The organism is Burkholderia sp. BCC0097 (genome assembly GCF_902832985.1).
GTDB classification, from domain to species: Bacteria; Pseudomonadota; Gammaproteobacteria; order Burkholderiales; family Burkholderiaceae; genus Burkholderia; species Burkholderia orbicola.
In genome coordinates this window covers 1,147,893-1,171,562 of record NZ_CADFDM010000001.1, presented here as the reverse complement: position 1 = coordinate 1,171,562, position 23,670 = coordinate 1,147,893, and the positions used below count along the sequence as shown (strand labels likewise).

Here is a 23,670-nt window from a genome sequence, read left to right as displayed (position 1 = left end):
ATCACTGCGCGGCGGCCGTCTTTTGCGCCGGCGCCGCGAACGCCCCCGCATACGAGCGGTCGAGCAGCTTCGACGTGTCGTACGCGGCCGGAATCACGCCGGACTTGTGCAGGAAGTCGGCCGTATTCTGCGCATCCTTCGCGGCCGTCTCGTCGACCGGGCCGACGCGCTGCCTGGCATTGTTGAGCCAGCGATACGCGACGTCGGGTTCGAGATTCGCGCGTTTCGCCCACAGGTCCGCGTACTCGCGCGGATGGCTGTCGACCCACTGGCGTGCGACCACCACGCGCCGCAGGAAATCGGTGATTTCGGCGCGCTTGCCTGTCGCGGCCTGCTCGTTCGCGGCGACGAAGCTAAGCGCGGGCATCAGCCCCTGCGCGGTCGTCACGGGCCGCGCGCCCTGCCGCAATGCGAGCGTGCTGACGAACGGCTCCCACAGCGACACCGCGTCGACCGAGCCGTTCGCGAGCGCATTGGTCGCGTCGATCGGCATCAGGTACGCGTACTTCACCGAATCGGCGCGAAGCCCCGCGTGTTCGAGCGCACGCAGCACGAGCTGCTGGCTCCACGCGCCGCGCCATACCGCGATGGTCTTGCCCTGCAGATCGGCCACGGTGCGCACCGGCGAATTCTTCGGCACGAGGATCGCGACGCCGTCGAGGCTCTGCCGCGACACCGCGACGACCTTGACCGGCGCGCCGCGCGCGGCCAGCGTGAGCAGCGCGGAATCGCCGAGGAAGCCGACGTCGATCGCGTTGCCGTTCAGGCTTTCGGCCACCGGTGCGGCGGCCTGGAAGTGCTTCCACTCGATCGTGTAAGGCAGGTCCTTCAGCGCGCCGGACGCCTCCATCGACGCCTGGATGTTGAAGTAGTTCTGTTCACCGACACGCAGCGTGACGGTGTCTTTGGCGATGCCCGGCTGCGCGGCGAGCGCCAGCAAGAGCGCCGTGACGATTCGGCTCAGCAACATGATCTCCCGGAAGGTTGGCGGGCGGCCTTGCGATGGCGACGCCCTTTGTCCGTTTTGTCCGCCGTGCGAAACCGCCGGCGCAACGGATGGAACCGGTGAAGATACGTCGATCCACTTCATGACACAAACGCAATATTCTTCTATGTAAAGATGCAAATGTTTTATGACTCGCTCGCGTGCGTGCGCGGCTCGTCGTCCGCCGATGCCTCTCGAAGTTCGAAGGGTTCCTCGACAGATATTTCGTGCACGAAATAAACTACGAACTATATTTCGCATACGAAATAAACACCCGAGCGAGGACGCCCATGACCGCCGAACCCATCGAATTTTCCGCCGCCGACGGCTACATGCTGCACGGCACGCTGTGGTCGCCGGACGCGGCGCCGCGCGCGCTGATCCTGATCCATCCAGCGACGGCCGTGCCTGAGCGGCTGTATGCGGGCTTCGCGCGCTTCCTGACCGAACGCGGTTTCGCGGCGTTGACCTACAACTATCGCGGCATCGGCGCATCGCGACCCGCGCGGCTGCGCGCGTTGCAAGCCCGCATGCGCGACTGGATGGAGCTCGACGTGGGCGCCGCGACCGCGTGGGCCCGGCACGCGTATGAAGGGCTGCCGTTGCTGGCCGTCGGCCACAGCGTCGGCGGTCACGCGATCGGGCTGTCCGGCGCGACGACGCATCTGCGCGCGGCCGTGCTGATCGCCGCGCATGCGGGCAGCACGCGGCTGATCGCGCAGGCGGCCGAACGCCTGAAGGTGCGGCTGATCCTGCGCGTGCTCGGCCCGCTGACGTCCGCGTTGCTCGGCTACGTGCCCGGCAAGCGGCTCGGGCTCGGCGAGGATCTGCCGGCCGGCGTGTTCCGCGAATGGAGCCGCTGGACGACGCTGCCCCACTACTTCTTCGACGATCCGACGCTCGGCGCGGCCGAACGCTTCTCGAAGCAGCAGTTGCCGATCCTCGCGCTCGGCTTCGACGACGATCCGTGGGCGAACCCGGCCGCGATCGGCCTGCTGGTAAGCTATCTGACCCGCGCGAAGGTCGAACGCCGCCAGATCGATCCGCGCGCGGCGGGCAGCGGCCCGGTCGGGCACATGGGCTTCTTTCGGAGCCGGCCCGGCACCGTGCTGTGGCCCGACGTCGCCGACTGGCTCGCGCAGGCGCTCGACACGCCGCACACCGCGGGCCGTCCCTCCCTTTCCATTGCAGCCGGGAACCCAGCTTGAGCGAAGACCGACGACTGTTTTTCATGTTGAACATCGGCCAGCGACGCGTGCAGCGCTGGATCGACCGCAAGGCCGAAACCGAGACGCGCGCGAGCGCCGCGCAGGCCGGCGCGCTGTTCTGTCTCGCCAGGCAGGACGGTGCGCTGATCGGCGAAGTCGGCGCCGCATTGCAGCTCGCGCCGTCCGCGATGACGGGGCTCGCCGACCGGATGACGAAGGCTGGCCTCATCACGCGTCATGCCGATTCGGACGACGGCCGCGCGACGCGGCTGTACCTGACCGACGCAGGCCATGCGGCACTCAAGCGTGCGCGTGTGCTGCTGCGCGAACTCAACGGCAAGCTGTGCGACGGGTTTTCCGACGCCGAACTCGACGTCGTCGCGCGCTGGCTGCACACGTTGCAGGAGCGCTTTCCGGCGGAGCGCTGAGCAGCGCATCACGCGCGCGCGACCGGCACGCGCCGACGTCCATCGCAAGCGATTGCGATTCGCGTTTTCGATTCGATTTTCATGCCGCCGCAACGGCAAATCTTGCATGCCGGACGCCTGCTTCCGGCAACGCTTTCCGGCTACGTCCTGTTACAAAAAACCGCCTGTTGCGCGGCATTCGAATCGCCTACATTGCAATCCACTTCGACACATTCGTCGCATGCCCGGACTGGCGTTCCCGTCGGGTCGACATCGCAGGACACACCCGACAAGCAATCAAAACGAAGAGGAGTCTTAACCGAAGTGCTGGCGGCATCCAGCGCACGCGGATCGCGATGACTGAAACGGCATGCTGAACGGCACGTCACGACATGCGCGGCACGATTCGCCGCGCCCCGGCTCGCGTCGTCTCGTCGTGCCCCGCCATCGCATCCGCACCTCACCGAGGAGTCGTCCATGCGACGCATGATCGTGTCCCATCCGCTTGTCACCCGCCTGTCCGCCGCGATGGCGCTGGCCGCCGCCGCCGTGGCGCACGCCGAACCCGTCGTCGTGTCCGGCCCGAGCCCGTTCGCCGCATGCACCGTCGGCGGCCCGGGCACCAACTACGTGAATGCAGAAGTCGAACCGTGGCTCGCGGTCAACCCGGCGAACCCGAACAACATGATCGGCGTGTGGCAGCAGGACCGCTGGTCGAACGGCGGCGCCCACGGGCTCGTCGCCGGCTACACGTTCGATGCGGGCGCGACCTGGGCGCGCACGCCGCAGCCGTTCAGCGCATGCGCGCCGGGCGGGCTGAAATACGAGCGCGCGTCCGATCCGTGGGTCTCGTTCGGGCCGGACGGCACCGCATACTCGGTATCGATTTCGTTCAACCAGTCGAACAACGCCAACGCGGTCGGCGCGTCGGTGTCGACCGACGGTGGGCAAACGTGGAGCAGCCCGGCCGTGCTGCTCGCGAACGACGAACCGACGACGCAGTTCTTCAACGACAAGGAATCGGTGACCGCCAACCCGGTGAAGGCCGGCACCGCCTACGCGGTATGGGATCGTCTCGAGCTGCCGAACGGCAACCCGTACGCGAACCTGCACACGAAGGCGTACCGCGGGCCGACGCTGTTCTCGAAGACGACCGACGGCGGCAAGACGTGGAGCGCCGCGAAGGTGATCGTCGACGTGCCGTCGCGCCAGCAGACGATCGGCAACCAGATCGTCGTCGATCCGAAGAGCGGCACGCTCTATGATTTCTTCGACCTGATCCAGCCGCCGTTCAACAAGGCGGCCGGCAAGGTCGCATTCATCAAGTCGACCGACGACGGCGCGACGTGGACCAAGCCGCAGGTCATCGCGGGGCTGCAGACGGTCGGCGTCACGGACCCGAACACCGGCGAACCCGTGCGCACCGGCGACATCATTCCGGAACCCGCGATCGATCCCGCATCCGGGCAGCTCTACGTCGTGTGGCAGGACAGCCGCTTCAACGGCGGCGCGTACGACGAGATCGCGCTATCGACGTCGAAGGATGGAGGCGCGACCTGGAGCGCGCCGCAACAGGTGAACACGCCGACCGGGCGCCCCGCGTTCAATCCGTCGGTGCGCGTCGACAACACGGGCGCGGTGATGGTCACGCACTACGACTTCCGCGACCTGCAGGCCGGCAACACGACGACGCTGCCGACCGGCTTCTGGCGCAAGATCTCGCATGACGGCGGCGCCACGTTCGCCGACGAGCGGCGCGTCGGCGGCCCGTTCGACATGAAGCTCGCGCCCAACGCCGAAGGGTTCTTCATCGGCGACTACCAGGGGCTCGACGTGCTCCCGTCGTCGTCGTTCCATCCGTTCTTCGTGCAGACCAACGCGGGCAACCTGACGAACCGCACCGACGTGTTCTTCGCGCCGTAACGCGCGCCTGGCCACCTCGCCGCCGCTCCGACGCCATGCGTCGCGCGGCGGCGGGCGCAGGTTCAGCGCATCAATGCATGTCGGTCAGCACGATGCGCCCGTCGACCTTCCCTTCCCGCAGCTTCGCGAAGATGTCGTTGATGTTGCCGAGCCGGTCGCGGTGGATGTGCGCGCGTACCAGACCGTCCGCCGCGAAATCGAGCGATTCCTGCAGATCGCGCCGCGTGCCGACGATCGACCCGCGCACGGTGATGCCGTTCAGCACGGTCGAGAAGATCGGCAGCGGGAAATCGCCCGGCGGCAAACCGTTGAGCGCCACCGTGCCGCCGCGCCGGACCATCCCGAGCGCCTGCGCGAACGCGCTGCGCGATACGGCCGTGACGAGCACGCCGTGCGCGCCGCCGATTTCCTTCTGGATCACTTTCGCGGGGTCGTCGATCGACGCGTCGATCGTCAGGTGGGCACCCAGTTGCCGCGCCAGCGCGAGCTTGTCGGGGGAAATGTCGATGGCCGCGACGTGCAGGCCCATCGCACGCGCATATTGCACGGCCACGTGCCCGAGGCCGCCGATGCCGGAAATCGCGAGCCACTGGCCCGGGCGCGTGTCGGTGACCCGAATGCCCTTGTAGACCGTGACACCCGCGCACAGGATCGGCGCGATCTCGTCGAACGCGACCTGCGCGGGCAACTGGCCGACGTAATCGGGATCGGCCAGCACGTATTCCGCGTAGCTGCCGTTCACCGAATAACCGGTGTTCTGCTGCCCATGGCACAGCGTTTCCCAGCCCGTGCAGCAGTACTCGCAATGGCCGCAGGCCGTATAGAGCCACGGCACGCCGACGCGATCGCCCTCGCGCACGTGCGTGACGCCCGCGCCGACCGCCGCGACGATCCCCACGCCTTCATGGCCCGGGATGAACGGCAGCGAGGGCTTGACGGGCCAGTCGCCGTCGGCCGCGTGCAGATCGGTATGGCAAACGCCCGACGCCTTGATGTTGACGAGAATCTGGCCGGGCCCCGGTGCGGGGATCGGGACCTCCTCGATGCGCAACGGCTCGCCGAACGCGTGTACCACGGCCGCTTTCATGGTCTGGGTCATGCGTTGCTCCTGTCTGGTCGATGAGCAACCCAGTATCCGGTTTCGGCATCGGAGCACGTTGATACGCGTCAACGCACCGGAACGGATGCAGCGGTCACCGCGGCTTCGCCACGATCGGCAGCGCTCGACGCGAAAGCTCGAGCCGTCGATTACACGCCGCCCCCGCCGCTCGCGCCACCCCTTCACCATTCCGACAGAAACCCGACGAGATCCTGCCATTCGGCTTGGATTTTGACATGATATAACATATCATTTCGCGTGCTCGTCCACCGGATGCCGTTCCAACCAGGTGGCCGCGCCTTGCCGAGCCATGTTCCAACGGGTCATTGCGCGTCAATGATGCAACAATATATCGTATCTAACGGTGGCCCGCATCGCTCGTTATCCGACCCGATTCCAACCGATTCACCGACCATGCGCGACCTCCCTCGCTTACCGCTTCGCCCGCTCTCGTCCCTGTCGCTGATGCTGTGCGCCGCCGTCGCTCACGCGCAGACCGATGCGCCCGCCGCGTCCGGCACGCCTGCCGCCGCACCCGCACCGCTCGCACCGATCTTTGTGACCGCGAACCCGCTCGGCGACACCGAACTGATCGCACCGACCGTCCAGCTTTCCGGCGACGCGCTGACGCGCCGCCAGGCCGATTCGCTCGGCGAAACGCTCAACGGGCTGCCCGGCGTGTCGACCACCACCTACGGGCCGATGGTCGGCCGCCCGATCATCCGCGGGATGGACGGCGACCGGATCAGGCTGCTGCAGAACGGCGTCGCGGCGTATGACGCGTCGTCGCTGTCGTACGATCACGCGGTGCCGCAGGACCCGCTGTCGATCGAGCGCGTCGAGATCGTGCGCGGCCCGGCCGCGCTGCTGTATGGCGGCAACGCGGTGGGCGGCGTGGTCAACACGATCGACAACCGGATTCCGCGCGAAGCGATCGAAGGCGTGACGGGCGCGCTCGACGCCCGCTACGGCGGCGCGAATTCCGTGCGCGCCGGCGCCGCGCAGGTCGAAGGCGGCAACGGCCGCTTCGCGTTCCACGTCGACGCATTCGATCGCGAAACCAGCAAGCTACGGATTCCCGGCTATGCGCGCAGCAGCCAGCAACGCGCGATCGACGGCCCCGACACGCCGCAACCGGAAGGCAACGTTCCGAACAGCGACGGGCGCGTGCACGGCGGTGCGCTCGGCGCGTCGTACACGTGGGCGGACGGTTTCGCGGGCCTGTCGTACAGCGGCTACGAATCGAACTACGGCTCCGTCGCGGAAAGCGCCGTGCGGCTGCGGATGCGCCAGGAACGCCTCGCGCTCGCTTCCGAGGTGCGCAACCTGAGCGGGCCGTTCACGAAGCTGAAATTCGATTTCGCGTACACCGACTACCGCCACAAGGAAGTGGACAACGGCGAGACGGCGACCACCTTCCGCAATCGCGGCTACGAGGCGCGCATCGAGGCACGCCATCGCAAGATCGGGCCGTTCGAAGGCGCGATCGGCGTGCAGTTCGGCCAGAACACGTTCTCGGCGCTCGGCGACGAAATGCTCGTGCCGTCCACCCGCACCAACAGCGTCGCGTTGTTCGGCCTCGAGGAATGGCAGGTCGTCCCGGCGCTGAAGCTGAGCCTCGGCGGCCGGTTCGAGCACGTGAAGGTCGATCCCGATCCGGCGGGCGTCGAGAAATTCGCGGGCGCGCAGCCGCGCGACTTCAACGCGGGCAGCCTGTCGGCCGGCGCGCTGTTCTCGCTGACGCCGGTATGGTCGGTCGCGGCGAACGTCGCCTACACCGAACGCGCGCCGACCTTCTACGAGCTGTATTCGAACGGTCCGCACGATGCGACCGGCCAGTTCCTGATCGGCAACCCGAACGCGTCGAAGGAAAAGGCCGTGTCGACCGACCTGTCGCTGCGCTATGCGAGCGGGCCGAACCGCGGCAGCGTCGGCGTGTTCTACAACCGCTTCTCGAACTATCTGACCGAGTACAACACCGGCCGCGTGGTGGACGACGACGGCGAGCCCGTCGCGCCCGGCACCGACGGCTCGCTCAACGAGGCGATCTACCGCGGCGTGCGCGCCGAGTTCTACGGCGTCGAGCTGGACGGCAAGTGGCGTGCGTTCTCGCGGCGCGGCCACACGGTCGATCTCGAACTGACGGCCGACTACACCCACGCGCGCAACGTCGACACGGGCCAGCCGCTGCCGCGCATCGCCCCGCTGCGTGCGACGCTCGCGGCCGACTACGGCTATGGCCCGTTCGGCGCGCGGGCGCAGGTCACGCATGCATGGTCGCAACATCGCGTGCCCGACAACGACTTCTCGACGGACGGCTATACGTCGCTCGGCGTGATGGTGACGTACAAGTTCCGCGTCGGCCCGACGCACTGGCTCGCGTACCTGCGCGGCGACAACCTGACGAACCAGGAGATTCGCTACTCGACGTCGGTCGTGCGCGGTTTCGCACCGGAGGGCGGCCGCAGCGTCATGGCCGGATTGCGCACCACGTTCTGACCCTCCATGGCTCGCGGCGCCTGCCGCGGGCTCCCGGCGTGCCGGCATGGCACGCCGGTTCCGTGTATTCCTCCATTGCGCCACTCGGGCGGCGCCCTCCGGTCGTCAATATCGGTTTCCTGCCTCGATCCCCCGCCACGAAATTCCGCCATTTATCCATAAATCAGAACGCAATCATCAGATGATTGTATTGAGTGATGGGATTTTATATTTCACGAGTCAAAACAGTTTCGAATTTCATGCATAAACCTTTGAATTGCCGATGCCTTCAAATTATTGATCTGGATCAATAACGCCCATCCGGCAAGCCCCTCTTCAGTAAAAAACCCAATATCAGGGTTTTTGAAGGGTAAAGAATCATCCCGAATACCCGTTAAATCCGGCACGAGCCCGTATCTGGTCGAACGATAAATTCCAATTGCCAACCACACGCGCAGGGGCACAACGTGAAAATCGCCAGAATGAGCATCAAGACCAAACTCCTTGGCGGCTTCGGCCTGCTCGCCGCAATCGTCGTGATCGTGTCGGGGGTGGCCCTCAAGGCCCTGTCCGATACGAACACCGAGTTTTCGCGCTACATGAACGGCATCAACGCACGGGCGAACCTGTCCGCGCAAATCCGCACCGCGGTCGACCGGCGCGCGATCGCCGCGCGCAACCTGGTGCTGGTCACCAAGCCATCGGACGTCGAGGCCGAACTGGCCGAGGTGAATCGGTCGCACAAGGACGTGCAGGCGCATCTCGCGAAACTCCAGGAACTCATGGCGAACGCGACGGACACTTCCGATCGCGCACGCGAGCTGGTAGCCGACATCGTGCGCATCGAGGCCAGCTACGGGCCCGTTGCGCTGCGCATCGTCGGACTCGCGCAGGCCGGCAAGAAGGACGACGCGATCGTCGACATCGACGACAATTGCCGTCCGTTGCTCGCGCAACTGGTACGGGCGACCGACGCCTACGCGACCTATACGCACGAACGCGAAATCGCGATCGCGCAGGCGTTCGCGGATCGTTATGCGTTAGAGCGCAATCTGCTGGCCGGCATCTGCCTGATCGCCGTCGCGATCGCGGCCTGCGGCGGCCTGTGGCTCACACGCAAGATCACGGTGCCGATCGGCGCGGCCGTGGACGTCGCGCGCACGGTGGCGAACGGCGATCTCGGCAGCCGTATCGAGGTGCGCGGCAACGACGAAACGCGCGACCTGCTCGACGCGCTGCGCACGATGAACGAACGGCTGATCGGCATCGTCGGCCGCGTGCGCGATTCGTCGAACAGCATCGCGCACGCGGTGAGCGAGATCGCCTCGGGCAACCTCGACCTGAGCCAGCGCACCGAGGAACAGGCTGCGTCGCTGCAGGAAACCGCGGCGACGATGGAGCAATTCACGTCGACGGTGCGCCTGAACGCGGAAAACGCACAACAGGCCAGCACGCTCGCCGCGAATGCGTCGGACGTCGCGCACCGCGGCAGCTCGGTGGTCGGCCGCGTGGTCGACACGATGACGGAGATCGGCCACAGCTCGTCGAAGATCGCCGACATCACGGGCATCATCGAAGGCATCGCGTTCCAGACCAACATCCTCGCGCTCAACGCGGCGGTCGAAGCGGCCCGCGCGGGCGAACAGGGCCGCGGCTTCGCGGTCGTCGCGAGCGAGGTCCGCAATCTCGCGCAGCGCTCGTCGACGGCGGCCAAGGAAATCAAGGAACTGATCACCGCGTCGGTGCAGACGATCCGCGACGGCTCGGCGCTCGCCGGCGAAGCCGGCAAGACGATGTCCGACGTCACGCAAGCCGTGGCGCGCGTGACGGACATCATGGGCGAGATCGCCGCCGCATCGGCCGAGCAAAGCCGCGGCATCGACCAGGTGAACCTGACGATCACGCAGATGGACGAGACGACGCAGCAGAACGCGGCGCTCGTCGAGCAGGCGGCGGCCGCATCGAAGTCGCTCGAGGCGCAGGGCCGCGAGTTGTCCGAAACGGTCGCCGCGTTCCGGATGCCGTCCGGCGCACATGGGGCGTCGCCGGGCACGCGTGCTCAGGAAACCGACGTGCGTCACTGGCAACCGGCTGCCGCGTAACGGCATACGCGAACCAGACGAAGATGCGCATGCCGTTCCGTTCGTGCGCCAGTGTCACGCAGGCGCACGCCCTTCGCTCTCTCCCCGCGGGGCCTTGAGCGCACTGCGTTTGCAGTGACGCGCAAATTTCGGTCCCGCTCGGGCCTCGCGCGTGGCGGCACCCTCGTCATGGATAGCGCCCGACATGCGCGCCCGCATCGTGCATCGACACAGACTTTTAAAACGCACGAATGACGAGTATCCTAAAAAAGCACTTTTCGACCGGACGGCGAATCGCGTTCCCTGACTCCCGTCCGATCGCCTTGCGGCCCCATCGTCCCGCGCACCGCGCGGCGATGGCGGCGTCTGTCTCTCGCGCCCTGGCCGCACGACCCTTCCCCAACAATCGTCAGGAGAGCTGGTGAGCCGACTCGTCGTCGTATCCAATCGCATCGCAGATCCCCGTAAAGCCGCGGCCGGCGGGCTCGCCGTCGCCGTGAAGGACAGCCTGCAGGAAACCGGCGGCGTCTGGTTCGGCTGGAGCGGCAGGCTACGCGGCGGCGACGATCAGGCCACGCATGGCGACGAGGTGCAGATCCAGAACGTCGGCGGCATCCAGCTCGCGACGGTCGACCTCGATCCGCAGGATTACGACGCTTACTATCTCGGCTACTCGAACAACGTGCTGTGGCCGGTGTTTCACTACCGGCTCGATCTCGCGCAGTTCGACCGGCGCTTCGCCGACGGCTACCGACGCGTGAACCAGCTGTTCGCGCGCAAGCTGCGCACGCTGCTGCGACCCGACGACGTCATCTGGGTGCACGACTATCAGCTGATTCCGCTCGCGGCCGAGCTGCGCGCGATGGGCTGCACGAATCCGATCGGCTTCTTCCTGCACATCCCGATGCCGCCGCCGCCGATCATGGCCGCGATCCCTGAACACGAATGGCTGATGCGCTCGCTGTTCGCGTACGACCTCGTCGGCTTCCAGACCGAATCGGATCTGCTCCACTTCGAGCATTACGTCGAGGCCGAAGCCGGCGCCGCGCGGCTGCCCGACGGCCGGCTGCGCGCGTTCGGCCGCACGCTGTCGGCCGGTGCGTTTCCGATCGGCATCAACGTCGACGAATTCGAAGCGCTCGCGCGCGATCGCGACGGCCTCGACATGTTCGAACGCATGCGCGACGAATATTCGCGCCGTCAGCTGCTGGTCGGGGTCGACCGGCTCGATTACACGAAAGGGCTGCCGCAGCGCGTGCATGCGTTCCGCGAGTTGCTCGAACACTATCCGGAGAACCGCGACCGCGCGACGCTGATCCAGATCGCCGCGCCGAGCCGCGAGGATCTCGGCGCCTACGACGATCTGCGGCGCGAAATGGACAGTCTGTGCGGCGCGATCAACGGCGACTACGGCGAGCTCGAATGGATGCCGATGCGCTACATTCACCGCACCGTCGCGCGCAAGCGGCTGCCGGGCCTCTACCGTGCAAGCCGGGTCGCCCTCGTCACGCCGCTGCGCGACGGAATGAACCTCGTCGCGAAAGAGTTCCTCGCCGCGCAGGACGCGGCCGACCCGGGCGTGCTCGTGCTGTCGCGTTTCGCGGGCGCGGCCGAGCAACTGAAGTCGGCGCTGCTCGTCAATCCGTACGACACGCAAGGCACCGCGCAGGCGATCCAGCGCGCGCTGACGATGCCGCTCGAAGAGCGCCGCCAGCGTCACGCGGCGCTGATGGCGATCATGCGCAAGACCGACGTGCACTGGTGGCGCACGCGCTTTCTGGAAGCCCTTACCGAAGCGGCCGAAGTCGCGGCCGCGACCGAATCCTGATGCACTGACGCGCTGACGCGCGTTCACGCGTCCGTCGTCTCGGCGGGCATTCGAGCACGACCCACGACGTTCGACCGATACGTGTGCGTCGCTCATGGCGGCGCCGTGGCGGGAAAGAAGGGAAAGAAAACGCGCGGCGTCGGCAGATCGACACGCGCCGCTCGCCAGTCCGCGCAGCGGCTTCAATGATCGGGCCCGTGCGGCCGGCGGTACGCGATGAAATCGCGCTCGACTGTAGACGCCTGCTCCGTTTCGATCGCGCCGCCGCGCACGCTCGTTTCGTCACCGGATAGCGCCGCCGTCGCCGACGGCGGTTCGGTGTGCCCATCGATCAGCGCCTGCAGCACGTCGCGTTCGAGCACCTCGCACTGCAGCAGCCGTCGCGCGATACGTTCGAGCGCGTCGCGACGTTCGCCGAGCGTCGCCGCGACGCGCGCATGCGCATCGGCCAGCAGCATGCGTACCTCGTCGTCGATCATGCGCGCGGTGTGCTCGCTGCAGCGGCCGTCGCCCGCCTGCCAAGCGCCGGGCATGCCCTGGCGTGCGTCGCCGTCGTCGAACGTCGCAAGCCCGATCTTCTCGCTCATTCCGTATTGCATGACCATGTGGCGCGCCATCGCAGTCGCGCGTTCGAGGTCGTTCTGCGCGCCGGTCGACACATCGCCGAACACGAGTTCTTCCGCCACGCGCCCGCCGAGCAGCGCGTCGATCCGGTCTAGCAACTCGCTGCGGCGCAGGACGTAGCGATCCTCGGTCGGCACCTGCTGCGTGTAGCCGAGTGCCGCGACGCCGCGCGGAATGATCGACACCTTCTTCACCGGGTCGCAATGCGCGCGGCTCTCCGCGACGAGCGCATGGCCGGCTTCGTGATACGCGATCGTCAGCTTCTCCTGCGCGTTCATCACGCGGCTCTTGCGCTCGAGGCCCGTCAGCGCGCGGTCGATCGCCTCGTCGAAGTCGGCCATGCCGACCGCCGGCTTGCCGAGTTCGGCCGCATGCAGCGCGGCCTCGTTGACGACGTTCGCGAGATCGGCGCCGACGAAGCCCGGCGTGCGCGATGCAAGCTCGCCGAGATCGACGTCGGCCGCGAGCTTCACGCGCTTCACGTGCACACCGAGGATCTGGCGGCGGCCGTTCACGTCGGGCCGGTCGATCGCGATATGACGATCGAAGCGGCCCGGCCGCAGCAGTGCGGGATCGAGAATCTCGGGCCGGTTCGTCGCGGCCATGATGATCACGCCGGTGCCGGCCTGGAAGCCGTCCATCTCGACCAGCAACTGGTTGAGCGTCTGTTCGCGTTCGTCGTTGCCCGACATCGGACCGACGCCGCGCACCTTGCCGAGCGCATCGAGCTCGTCGACGAATACGATGCACGGCGCCTTCTGCTGCGCCTGCTCGAACAGGTCGCGCACGCGCGCGGCGCCCACGCCGACGAACATCTCGACGAACGCCGAGCCGCTGATCGAGAAGAACGGCACGGCCGCCTCGCCGGCCACCGCACGCGCGAGCAGCGTCTTGCCCGTGCCCGGCGCGCCGACGACGAGCACGCCTTTCGGAATCTTGCCGCCGAGCCGCTGGTAGCGATCGGGATTGCGCAGGAACGCGACCAGTTGCTGCAGTTCGGCCTTCGCTTCGTCGATGCCCGCGATGTCGTCGAACGTGATGCCGGTTTCCTGCTGCACGTACACGCGCGCGCGGCTCTTGCCCATCCCGGTAAAGTCCTGCAGCCCGCCGCGCTTGCGCAGCATCATGTTCCACACGAACACGAGCAGCATGAGCGGGAGCAGCCACGACGCGAGCGACGCGATCCAGCCGGTGTCGGGCGTGCCGTGATAGCGGATGCCGGCGGCGGTCAGCGTGTCGATCAGGTGTTCGTCGGTCACGCGGCTGGTCGTGAAGTGCCACGGCGTGCCGGCTTGCCGCACGAGCGCGGCGTCGGACGCCGGCAGCATCGTGCCGGCCTGAGGCATCTTCAGCGTGCCCGAGATCGACGCCGGGCCGATCTCGAGATCGTCGACGAGCCGCGCGGCGACGAGCCGGTGAAAATCGCTGTACGCAATCGGCGTCGACGTCGGGTGCAGCATCAGCAACTGCGCGGCGAACAGCACGAAGAAGCCCGCGGCGATCAACAATCCCGGGTAGTCGAATTTCCTGTCCATGGCATCGGGCCGGCCGTATCTGCTGCGCGACGTGCACTCACGCCGGCACGCGCGCGCAACCCGCGCAACGGGTACGCGGCCGCGGCCGCGACGACCAGCCGAAAACGGCATGCATCCACGCCATCGTCGCCTCGCTGTCTCGCGTCGTTCGTCGCATCGATACCGCCTCGGCAACACCGTCGGCCGGCGTCGCGGGGGCGATCCTCGCCCGGGCAGCACGCCGTGACGCGCCGCCCCTGATTTCAGTCTAGTTCGCGAGCGGGCGTCGCGCACCGCTCGCCGTGCACGCGTCGAATCGTCCGACGAACGGCTTTCATCCGCCCCCTTGCCGCGTTATAGTCGCGTTCATGACATTTTCGTGACAGCCGCGTCGCGCCGCCGCGCGCGATACCGGCCGTTGCATTCCGCCCTGCGTCGCGGCCGCCAGCGCGGCGCCGGCGCACATCGAACGACACCGCCCACCACCCATTCGAGGAGCCCACGACGTGAACGACACCCCCGATCGCCCCGACGACCTTCCCGCCGATCCGGACCGCCGCCGAGTACTCGGCGGCCTCGCCGCGCTCGGTGCCGGTGTCGCGCTCGCCGGCTGCGAAACCACCGCGGGCAACGCGCCGCGCTCGGCCGCCGACTTGCGCGTCGACGAAGCGTTGCGCCAGCGCGTGCGCCACATCGTCGTGATCTATGCGGAAAACCGCAGCTTCGCGAACCTGTACGGCGATTTCCCGGGCGTGCGTCATCCGCTGAGCGAAGTGCGCCCCGAGCATGCGCAGCAACTCGATCGCGACGGCAAGACGCCGCTGCCGGTGCTGCCGAAGATCTGGGGCGGGCTCGTGCCGCAGGCGCAGGAAGTGGACGGCAAGCGCTACGCAATCGCCGAGCGCGACATCGACAAGCTGCCGAATGCGCCGTTCCGGATTACCGACGCGCAGGGGCAGCCGCTGCCGAACGGCGTGATCACGCGCGACCTGTGGCACCGCTTCTACCAGAACCAGATGCAGATCGCGGGCGGCCGCAACAACCAGTTCGCCGCATGGGCCGATTCGGGCGGCCTCGTGATGGGCCATTACCGCAATTCGGCCGACACGCTGCGGCTGTGGAATCTCGCGCGGCAATACACGCTGTGCGACAACTTCTTCATGGCGGCCTTCGGCGGCTCGTGGATGAACCACATGTTCCTGATCTCCGCGCAGCCGCCGCTGTATCCGGACGCGCACAAGCATCCGCATGCGGCGAAGCTGCTGTCGAAGGTCGAAGGTGACGACCCGACCGGCACGCGCCTGAAGCTCGCCGACGATTCGCCCGCGTCCGCGCTGGACGGCCCGCCGAAGTTCGCGGTCGACGGTCCGCTGACGCCGGACGGCTACGGCGTGAACACGATGGCGCCGCCGTACCAGCCGAGCTACGTGCCGCCGCCCGATCCGGGCAATGCCGCGTATGCGGACCCGGCCGATCATCGCGTGATGCCGCCGCAGGGCTACGCGACGATCGGCGACCGCCTGTCGGAAAAGAACATCGACTGGGCGTGGTACAGCGGTGCGTGGCAGTACGCGCTCGAGCATCGCGACACGGGCACGGTGCCCGATTTCCAGTACCACCACCAGCCGTTCAACTACTTCGTGAACTACGCGCCGGGCACCGAAGCACGCCGCAAGCACCTGCGCGACGCGGGGCTCGGCGACGAGCCGTCGACCAACCACTTCATCGCCGACATCGACGCGGGCCGCCTGCCGGCCGTCACGTTCTACAAGCCGCAGGGCAACCTGAACATGCACGCGGGTTATGCGGACATCGAATCGGGCGACCGTCACATCGCGACCGTGATCGACCATATCCGGCGCGGGCCGCAATGGGAGAACACCGTGATCGTGATGACCCACGACGAGAACGGCGGCTGGTGGGATCACGTCGCGCCGCCGGTCGGCGACCGCTGGGGCCCCGGCTCGCGAATTCCGGCGCTCGTGATCTCGCCGTTCGCGAAAAAGGGCTTCGTCGATCACACGCTGTACGACACGAACTCGATCCTGCGCTTCATCAGCCGCGTGCACGGCCTCGCACCGCTCGACGGCGTGGTGCTGCGCAACAACGCGTTCGCCGCGCGTGGCGAGACACCGCCGGGCGACCTGACGAACGCGCTCGAGCTCGGCTGACGACCGGCCGACCGCTGGAAACGGCGACGCCCCGGGCCACGCGATCGATGGCTCGGGGCGTCGTTCATTTCAGGGCCGACGAGGCTACGCGGCGCTACGCAATGCGTCGCGCATTGCAGTGCTCAGTGAGTGAATGGCGGCACGCGCGGCGCCCAAATGAAAACGTCCCGCCGCCGACAAGCAATGCCGGCGACGGGACGTCGAAGACGACGACGCTGCGTACCGTCAGCCGCCGATACGCTGCTCGATCTTCTTCATCGTGCCGGTCATTTCAGCCGGCAAGCGCAGCTTCAACGTATCGAACAGCGCCGCGTGCAGTTTCAGCTCCTCGCGCCATTCGTCGGCGTTCATCGACGTCACCGCATCGAACTGATCGCGCGTGAAATCGAGGCCGTCCCAGTGCAGGTCTTCATATGCAGGCGACACGCCGAACGCATGCTCGCCGCCGCCGCCCGTGCCTTCCAGCCGATCGAGCATCCACTTCAGCACGCGCATGTTCTCGCCGAAGCCCGGCCACACGAACTTGCCATTCGCGTCCTTGCGGAACCAGTTCACGCAATAGATTTTCGGCAGCTTCGCGCCGGCGGCTTCGAGTTGCTCGCCGAGCTTGAGCCAGTGCGCGAAATAATCGCTGACGTTGTAGCCGCAGAACGGCAGCATCGCGAACGGATCACGGCGCACGACGCCCTGCTGGCCGACGGCTGCCGCGGTCGTCTCGGAGCCCATCGTCGCGGCCATGTACACGCCTTCGACCCAGTCGCGCGCCTCGGTCACGAGCGGCACCGTCGTCGAGCGGCGGCCGCCGAAGATGAATGCGTCGATCGGCACGCCGGCCGGGTTCTCCCAGTCGTCGTCGATCGACGGGCACTGCGCGGCCGGCGCGGTGAAGCGCGAGTTCGGATGCGCGGCCTTGCGGCCGGTTTCCTTGCCGATCTCGGGCGTCCACGGATTGCCCTGCCAGTCGGTCAGCTTCGCGGGCGGCGTGTCGGTCAGCCCTTCCCACCACACGTCGCCGTCTTCCGTCAGCGCGACGTTCGTGAAGATCACGTTTTCCTTCAGCGTGGCGATCGCGTTCGGGTTGGTCTTCACGCCCGTGCCCGGCGCCACGCCGAAGAAACCGGCTTCCGGGTTGATCGCATACAGGCGGCCGTCGCGGCCGGGCTTCAGCCACGCGATGTCGTCGCCGATCGTCGTGACCCTCCAGCCGTCGAAGCCCTGCGGCGGAATCAGCATCGCGAAGTTGGTCTTGCCGCACGCGGACGGGAACGCGGCCGCGACGTGATATTTCTTGCCGGCCGGCGACGTCACGCCGAGGATCAGCATGTGTTCGGCGAGCCAGCCCTGATCGCGGCCCATCGTCGATGCGATGCGCAGTGCGAAGCACTTCTTGCCGAGCAGCGCGTTGCCGCCATAGCCCGAGCCGAAGCTCCAGATCTCGCGCGTTTCGGGGAAATGCACGATGTACTTGACCGGATTGCACGGCCACGGCACGTCCTGCTGGCCGGCTTCGAGCGGATGGCCGACGCTGTGCACGCACGGCACGAAGTCGCCGTCCTCGCCGAGCACGTCGTACACGTCGCGCCCCATGCGCGTCATGATCCGCATGTTCACCGCGACGTACGGGCTGTCCGACAACTCGACGCCGACGTGCGCGATCGGCGAGCCGAGCGGGCCCATCGAGAACGGCACGACGTACAGCGTGCGGCCGCGCATCGCGCCGCGGAACAGCCCGTTGAGCGTCTCGCGCATTTCGCTGGGCTCGATCCAGTTGTTGGTCGGGCCGACGTCGTCGCGCGACGCCGCGCAGATGAACGTGCGATCCTCGACGCGCGCGACGTCCGACGGATCGGATTGCGCGAGATACGAGTTCGGACGCTTCGCCGGATTCAGGCGCGTGAGCGTGCCCTGGTCGACCATCGCCTGGCACAGCGCATCGTATTCTTCCTGCGAACCGTCACACCACACGACGCGCTCGGGCTCCGTCAGTGCCGCGATGCGCGATACCCAGTCGATCAGCTTGCGATGTTTGACGAAAGCCGGCGGAGCGATCAGCGGGCCGTGCGTTGCTTCGGCCATAGTGTTTTGCGACATGGGGATGTCTCCAGATTATTAGGCGGGGATGGGGGTGCGGGGCGAGCCCGCGAGATGGGGAATGCGTGCGGGGCGCAGGAAGATGCGGCGCAAGAACTGGACGCGCGAGCGGAGCGCGCGTCGATGCCGCGATGCGTGCGAGAGAAGGTGAAGTCTCGTTAGAGGGTGCGAACGCGAGTTTCGCCATGCAAGCAACCTGCCATACAACTCCATGCCGGCCAGCATACCATCGCCGTTATTGGGCGGGCGTTGCGTTGCAACAAGAAACAACTGTGACCGCGCGCCGGCATGCGCGTTGCAGACAGGTGCTTTTTACGGCGACGTTGTGCACGCTTTGGGGACGAAACGAGCGCAACGACCGCCCCGCAAGGGTTTCGCTCGAGCGGCAATTTCAACCTGCCACGCGTCCGTACGCACACCGCTCACGCGGGTCGCACGAATTCGCGTTTTCGCTACTCAGGCAAACCCTGAATTAGGTTGTGTACACAAACATCCTGTTCGAATGCAATACGTCGTGAAAGTGTTGCATGGATAACGTGCCACACTCGCGCAGACAAAAAAGCCAGCCCCTTGGGGCTGGCTTCGTACTTCGGGTCCGACGACGATCAGAACTGGTTCATCGTGTTGTCCTTGCCCGCTGCCTTCAGCGCCGCTTCGCCGCTGAAGTATTCCTTGTGGTCGTCACCGATGTCCGAACCCGACATGTTCTGGTGCTTCACGCACGCGATGCCCTGGCGGATTTCCTTGCGCTGCACGCCAGCCACGTAGCCGAGCATGCCCTGGTCGCCGAAGTATTCCTTGGCCAGGTTGTCGGTCGACAGCGCAGCCGTGTGGTACGTCGGCAGCGTGATCAGGTGGTGGAAGATGCCTGCTTCACGCGATGCATCGGCCTGGAACGTACGGATCTTCTCGTCGGCGAGCTTGGCCAGTTCGGTTTCGTCGTATTCGACGCTCATCAGCTGCGCACGGTCGTAAGCCGACACGTCCTTGCCTTCGGCCTTCATCGCGTCGTACGCCTGCTGGCGGAAGTTCAGCGTCCAGTTGAACGACGGGCTATTGTTGTACACCAGCTTCGCGTTCGGGATCACCTTGCGGATCTCGCTGACCATGCCGCCGATCTGTGCGATATGCGGTTTTTCGGTTTCGATCCACAGCAGGTCGGCACCGTTCTGCAGCGACGTGATGCAGTCGAGCACGCAACGCGCTTCGCCCGTGCCGGCGCGGAACTGGAACAGGTTGCTCGGCAGGCGCTTCGGACGCAGCAGCTTGCCGTCGCGCTTGATGACGACGTCGCCGTTGCCCAGCTGGTCGGCCGACAGTTCTTCGCAATCGAGGAACGCGTTGTATTGATCGCCCAGGTCGCCCGGCTGATTCGTCACGGCGATCTGCTTGGTCAGGCCGGCGCCCAGCGAATCGGTACGGGCGACGATGATGCCGTCGTCCACGCCCAGCTCCAGGAATGCGTAGCGGATCGCGCGGATCTTCGCGAGGAAGTCCTCGTGCGGCACCGTGACCTTGCCGTCCTGGTGGCCGCACTGCTTCTCGTCCGACACCTGGTTTTCGATCTGGATGCAGCACGCGCCCGCTTCGATGAACTGCTTGGCCAGCAGGTAGGTCGCTTCCGCGTTGCCGAAGCCGGCGTCGATGTCGGCGATGATCGGCACGACGTGCGTGACGTGGTTGTCGATCTTTTCCTGGATCGCGGCCTTCGCGGTCGCGTCCTTCGCGGCATCCAGCTCGCGGAACAGGCCGCCCAGCTCACGGGCGTCGGCCTGGCGCAGGAACGTGTACAGCTCGCGGATCAGCGCGCTGACCGAAGTCTTTTCGTGCATCGACTGATCCGGCAGCGGGCCGAATTCCGAACGCAGCGCGGCGACCATCCAGCCCGACAGGTACAGGTAGCGGCGTTCGGTGCTGTTGAAGTGCTTCTTGATGGAAATCATCTTCTGCTGCCCGATGAAGCCGTGCCAGCAACCCAGCGACTGCGTGTACTTGGACGGATCGGCATCGTACGCGGCCATGTCGGCGCGCATGATCTTCGCGGTGTACTTCGCGATGTCCAGGCCGGTCTTGAACTTGTTCTGGGCACGCATGCGAGCCGCATACTCGGGGCTGATGGCGTTCCACGCGCTGCCGTGGTTTTCCTTCAAGCCAGCCACTGCCTTGATGTCGTCTTGATATTGGGACATGTCTATCTCCTGGGAACGAAGCGCATTTGAGTAAAGGTTTCAGCGTGCCCGCCGCGTGTGACGAAGCGAACTGCATGGACTCAATAGTAATCCCGCCCAGTGAAATTTCGGTCAAGTCTTATATAAGACATAAGATATAAATTTTCCTTGTTTTTCAATGAGATAGCCGGTCGTTTTTGCGATGCAAAATACGGTTTCAAGCGGCGGTAAAACGCGGCTGCGGGAAATCGGCGCGGGTTCCGCAATATGAAATGCCCTTTCGGCTACTGAAGAACGGCCACGCGCCGACCAAGCCGCGGCAACGATGCCCGCGTCGCTTTGTCACGACCATGACAGAACGTCTATACTTGGACGATTCTTTGATCCACGCCGATCGCGCGTTGGCCTGTCTCCCGGAGCCACATGAACGACTTTCCCGTTTTCGACACGCTGTGCGAACTGCTGAATACCTCCGGCGCGCGTTTCCGCGTGCTCGAGCATCCGGCGGAAGGCAAATCCGACGCGATCGCCGCGCTGCGCGGCACCCGCCCCGAACAGGGCGCGAAGGCGATGCTCTGCACGTTCAAGGATGGCGGCGACACCACCGCGCTCGCGGTGATTCCCGGCCACCTGAAGATCGACTTCCGCAAGGTCGCCGATGCGGTGGGCCGGCGCAAGGCGACGCTCGCGTCGCCCGAGGTCGCGGCCGCCGTCACGCGCTGCGTGATGGGCGCCGTGCCGCCGTTCGCATTCGATGCGAACGTAACGCTCGTGGTCGATCCCGCGCTGGTCGAGCGCAACGCCGAGATCGCGTTCAACGCCGGCCGCCTCGACCGCTCGGTGGTGCTCGACGCGGCCGACTACGTCCGGATCGCGCGCCCGCTGCTGGCCGACATTACGCGGCCCGAGACGACCGACACACCCGCCCCCCAGGACCACGCATGAGCACGAACCGCAAACCGCTGCCGTCGGAGCAGGCGTCGCTGATCGAACAGGTACAGCGTATCGCCGAAGGACTCGGCGAGATGTTCGCGCCGTTCACCGAGGTCGTCGTGCACGACCTCCGCACGCCGGAACACGCGATCCTCGCGATCCACAACAACCTGTCCGGCCGCGCGGTCGGCGATCCCGCGACCGAACTCGGCCTCGCCCGCATCGCCGACGACGATTTCCCGCAGGTGCTCGCGAACTACCCGAACCGCTTCGCCGACGGCCGCACCGCGAAAAGCACGTCGATCGGCATCAAGGATTCGACCGGGCGCTACGTCGCCGCGCTGTGCCTGAATGCCGACGTCACGCTGTTCCGCGGCTTCCAGGGCATGCTGAACCAGTTCTGCCGCACGGACGGCGAGACCGTCGTCGAAACACTCGACCCGGCCGGCGCCGACGCGATCCGGCAGCGCATCGATGCATTCGCGACGCGGCTCGCGACGACGCCGCGCGAGCTGAAGACCGACCAGCGCCGCGAACTGATGCAGACGCTGAAGGCCGACGGCTTCCTCGAGGTGCGCCGCGCGATGGAAATCGTGTCGCAGCATCTCGGCGTGTCGCGCGCGACCGTCTACAACGACGCAAAGTGACGCCGCGCGTCCGGCGTTGCCGTTTTGAGTTTCCCGTTGACTGACCTTTTCGACTCTCGAGCGACCATGAATTCTCCGACTCTCCCTACGTACGACGACGTCGCCGCCGCCGCGGCCCGGCTCGAAGGCCACGCGCACCGCACGCCGGTGATGACGTCGCGGACGATCGACGACGCGCTCGGCGCGCAGGTGTTCTTCAAGTGCGAAAACCTGCAGCGCATGGGCGCCTTCAAGTTCCGCGGCGCGTTCAACGCACTGTCGCGCTTCAACGCGGAACAGCGCCGTCACGGCGTCGTCGCGTTCTCGTCGGGCAACCATGCGCAGGCGGTCGCGCTGTCGGCGCGCATCCTCGGCATTCCCGCGACGATCGTGATGCCGCAGGACGCGCCGGCCGCGAAGATGGCCGCGACGCGCGGCTACGGCGGCAACGTCGTGACCTACGACCGCTATACCGAGGATCGCGAGCAGATCGGGCGCGATCTCGCGGAAAAGCATGGGCTCACGCTGGTCCCGCCCTACGATCACCCTGACGTGATCGCCGGCCAGGGCACCGCGGCCAAGGAACTGTTCGACGAAGTCGGCCCGCTCGACGCGGTGTTCACGCCGCTCGGCGGCGGCGGGTTGCTGTCGGGCACCGCGCTCGCCACGCGCGCGCTGTCGCCGCACGCGAAGCTGTACGGCGTCGAGCCGGAAGCCGGCAACGACGCCCAGCAATCGTTCCGGTCCGGCACGATCGTGCATATCGACACGCCGCGCACGATCGCCGACGGCGCGCAGACGCAGCACCTCGGCAACCTGACGTTCCCGATCCTGCGCCGCGACGTCGACGACATCCTGACCGCGACGGACGCGGAACTGGTCGACTGCATGCGTTTCTTCGCCACGCGGATGAAGATCGTCGTCGAGCCGACCGGCTGCCTGTCGTTCGCCGCCGTGCGGCGGATGAAGGATGCGCTGCAGGGCAAGCGCGTCGGCGTGGTGATCAGCGGCGGCAACGTCGATCTCGAGAACTTCTGCGCGCTGGTGTCGGCGCCCGCCTGACCGTCGCGGCGCGCATGAAGATCATGTCATGCGCGCCGCGCCCCTTCACGGCGCGTTAAGTTTCGCGCCCTAGACTGATTACGTCATCCTGAATTCAGTCGTGAAGGAGTCGCCATGAATACGCACGCGATCGTCGCCGCCGCCCTGGCGGCCGCTTCCCTGTCGGCGTTCGCTCAACCGGGTGTGACGTCATCCGGTTTTCCCGCCGCGCCTCACCCTGCAGTTGGGCCAGCAATGCATCGGTCGCCCGCCGCGTTGCCGCCTGCCGGCTTCGTGTTCGCGAAGATCGATCAGAACAATACGCCGCCCGATCGCGGTGGCGACCCGGCCGGCCGCGCGCACGCCGGCACGCACATGTAACGACGCGCCGCCGTCGGCATTCAGAAAGAACGTCGGCAGCGGCGGACCGCGGGTGCCGTGGAGATCGTCGGTGCGCCGCTGCCGCGCGCTGTCGATCATCCCCGGTTGAGGA

At 66.6% G+C, this 23,670-nt stretch carries 16 protein-coding genes; 11 read left to right on the top strand and 5 right to left on the bottom strand.

Annotation, left to right across the window (positions count from 1 at the left end):
• Position 1: 1 nt before the first annotated feature.
• Positions 2-970 (bottom strand): ABC transporter substrate-binding protein, encoded by a 969-nt coding sequence (locus HWX07_RS05135; RefSeq protein ID WP_175875436.1) that lies wholly within the window; start codon positions 968-970, stop codon positions 2-4.
• Positions 971-1,275: 305 nt separating this feature from the next.
• Between HWX07_RS05135 and HWX07_RS05130 the strand changes: the two genes are divergently transcribed.
• The 3 genes from HWX07_RS05130 to HWX07_RS05120 all read left to right on the top strand — a co-directional run bounded on the left by HWX07_RS05130 (position 1,276) and on the right by HWX07_RS05120 (position 4,523).
• Positions 1,276-2,193, top strand: coding sequence for an alpha/beta hydrolase (locus HWX07_RS05130; protein ID WP_175875435.1), 918 nt, complete (start codon positions 1,276-1,278; stop codon positions 2,191-2,193).
• Complete coding sequence (locus HWX07_RS05125; RefSeq protein WP_175875434.1) at positions 2,190-2,621, top strand: MarR family transcriptional regulator; 432 nt, start codon at positions 2,190-2,192, stop codon at positions 2,619-2,621. The genes HWX07_RS05130 and HWX07_RS05125 overlap by 4 nt, the downstream gene beginning before the upstream one ends.
• A 456-nt stretch (positions 2,622-3,077) precedes the next feature.
• Positions 3,078-4,523: a sialidase family protein gene (locus tag HWX07_RS05120; protein WP_175875433.1), complete on the top strand. Its 1,446-nt coding sequence runs from the start codon at positions 3,078-3,080 to the stop codon at positions 4,521-4,523.
• A 70-nt stretch (positions 4,524-4,593) separates the two neighbouring features.
• Here HWX07_RS05120 and adhP read toward each other — a convergent pair whose 3' ends face one another.
• Complete coding sequence (gene adhP, locus HWX07_RS05115; protein ID WP_011547661.1) at positions 4,594-5,622, bottom strand: alcohol dehydrogenase AdhP; 1,029 nt, start codon at positions 5,620-5,622, stop codon at positions 4,594-4,596.
• Between the two features lie 414 nt (positions 5,623-6,036).
• On the opposite strand from adhP, the gene HWX07_RS05110 reads away from it, so the two are divergent.
• The 3 genes from HWX07_RS05110 to otsA all read left to right on the top strand — a co-directional run bounded on the left by HWX07_RS05110 (position 6,037) and on the right by otsA (position 12,009).
• Positions 6,037-8,121: a TonB-dependent receptor gene (locus HWX07_RS05110; protein WP_244129922.1), complete on the top strand. Its 2,085-nt coding sequence runs from the start codon at positions 6,037-6,039 to the stop codon at positions 8,119-8,121.
• 461 nt (positions 8,122-8,582) lie between these two features.
• Positions 8,583-10,202, top strand: coding sequence for a methyl-accepting chemotaxis protein (locus tag HWX07_RS05105; protein WP_175875432.1), 1,620 nt, complete (start codon positions 8,583-8,585; stop codon positions 10,200-10,202).
• Positions 10,203-10,602: 400 nt separating this feature from the next.
• Positions 10,603-12,009, top strand: coding sequence for an alpha,alpha-trehalose-phosphate synthase (UDP-forming) (gene otsA, locus HWX07_RS05100; protein ID WP_175875431.1), 1,407 nt, complete (start codon positions 10,603-10,605; stop codon positions 12,007-12,009).
• A gap of 182 nt (positions 12,010-12,191) precedes the next feature.
• On the opposite strand, the gene ftsH is transcribed toward otsA, so the two are convergent.
• A complete protein-coding gene (ftsH, locus tag HWX07_RS05095) occupies positions 12,192-14,168 on the bottom strand; it encodes an ATP-dependent zinc metalloprotease FtsH (RefSeq protein WP_175875430.1) in 1,977 nt (658 codons plus the stop codon).
• A 485-nt stretch (positions 14,169-14,653) separates the two neighbouring features.
• Here ftsH and HWX07_RS05090 point away from each other — a divergent pair, with 485 nt between their 5' ends.
• Positions 14,654-16,318 carry an acid phosphatase gene (locus HWX07_RS05090; RefSeq protein WP_175786081.1) on the top strand — a complete coding sequence of 555 codons (1,665 nt, stop codon included), beginning with the start codon at positions 14,654-14,656 and terminating at the stop codon, positions 16,316-16,318.
• Positions 16,319-16,543: 225 nt separating this feature from the next.
• On the opposite strand, the gene HWX07_RS05085 is transcribed toward HWX07_RS05090, so the two are convergent.
• Positions 16,544-18,409 (bottom strand): phosphoenolpyruvate carboxykinase (GTP), encoded by a 1,866-nt coding sequence (locus HWX07_RS05085; RefSeq protein WP_175875429.1) that lies wholly within the window; start codon positions 18,407-18,409, stop codon positions 16,544-16,546.
• Positions 18,410-19,014: 605 nt separating this feature from the next.
• Entirely contained in the window at positions 19,015-20,598 is a 1,584-nt protein-coding gene (locus HWX07_RS05080; protein ID WP_175875428.1) for an isocitrate lyase, read from the bottom strand.
• A gap of 402 nt (positions 20,599-21,000) precedes the next feature.
• On the opposite strand from HWX07_RS05080, the gene HWX07_RS05075 reads away from it, so the two are divergent.
• From HWX07_RS05075 to HWX07_RS36930, 4 genes are all read left to right on the top strand, one after another.
• Positions 21,001-21,522, top strand: a complete 522-nt coding sequence (locus HWX07_RS05075) for a YbaK/prolyl-tRNA synthetase associated domain-containing protein (RefSeq protein ID WP_175875427.1) — start codon at positions 21,001-21,003, stop codon at positions 21,520-21,522.
• Positions 21,519-22,157: a helix-turn-helix transcriptional regulator gene (locus tag HWX07_RS05070; protein ID WP_011547652.1), complete on the top strand. Its 639-nt coding sequence runs from the start codon at positions 21,519-21,521 to the stop codon at positions 22,155-22,157. The genes HWX07_RS05075 and HWX07_RS05070 overlap by 4 nt, the downstream gene beginning before the upstream one ends.
• A 66-nt stretch (positions 22,158-22,223) precedes the next feature.
• Entirely contained in the window at positions 22,224-23,198 is a 975-nt protein-coding gene (locus HWX07_RS05065) for a threo-3-hydroxy-L-aspartate ammonia-lyase (RefSeq protein WP_124547547.1), read from the top strand.
• Between the two features lie 114 nt (positions 23,199-23,312).
• Complete coding sequence (locus HWX07_RS36930) at positions 23,313-23,558, top strand: hypothetical protein (protein WP_226209600.1); 246 nt, start codon at positions 23,313-23,315, stop codon at positions 23,556-23,558.
• The last annotated feature ends 112 nt before the right edge of the window (positions 23,559-23,670 follow it).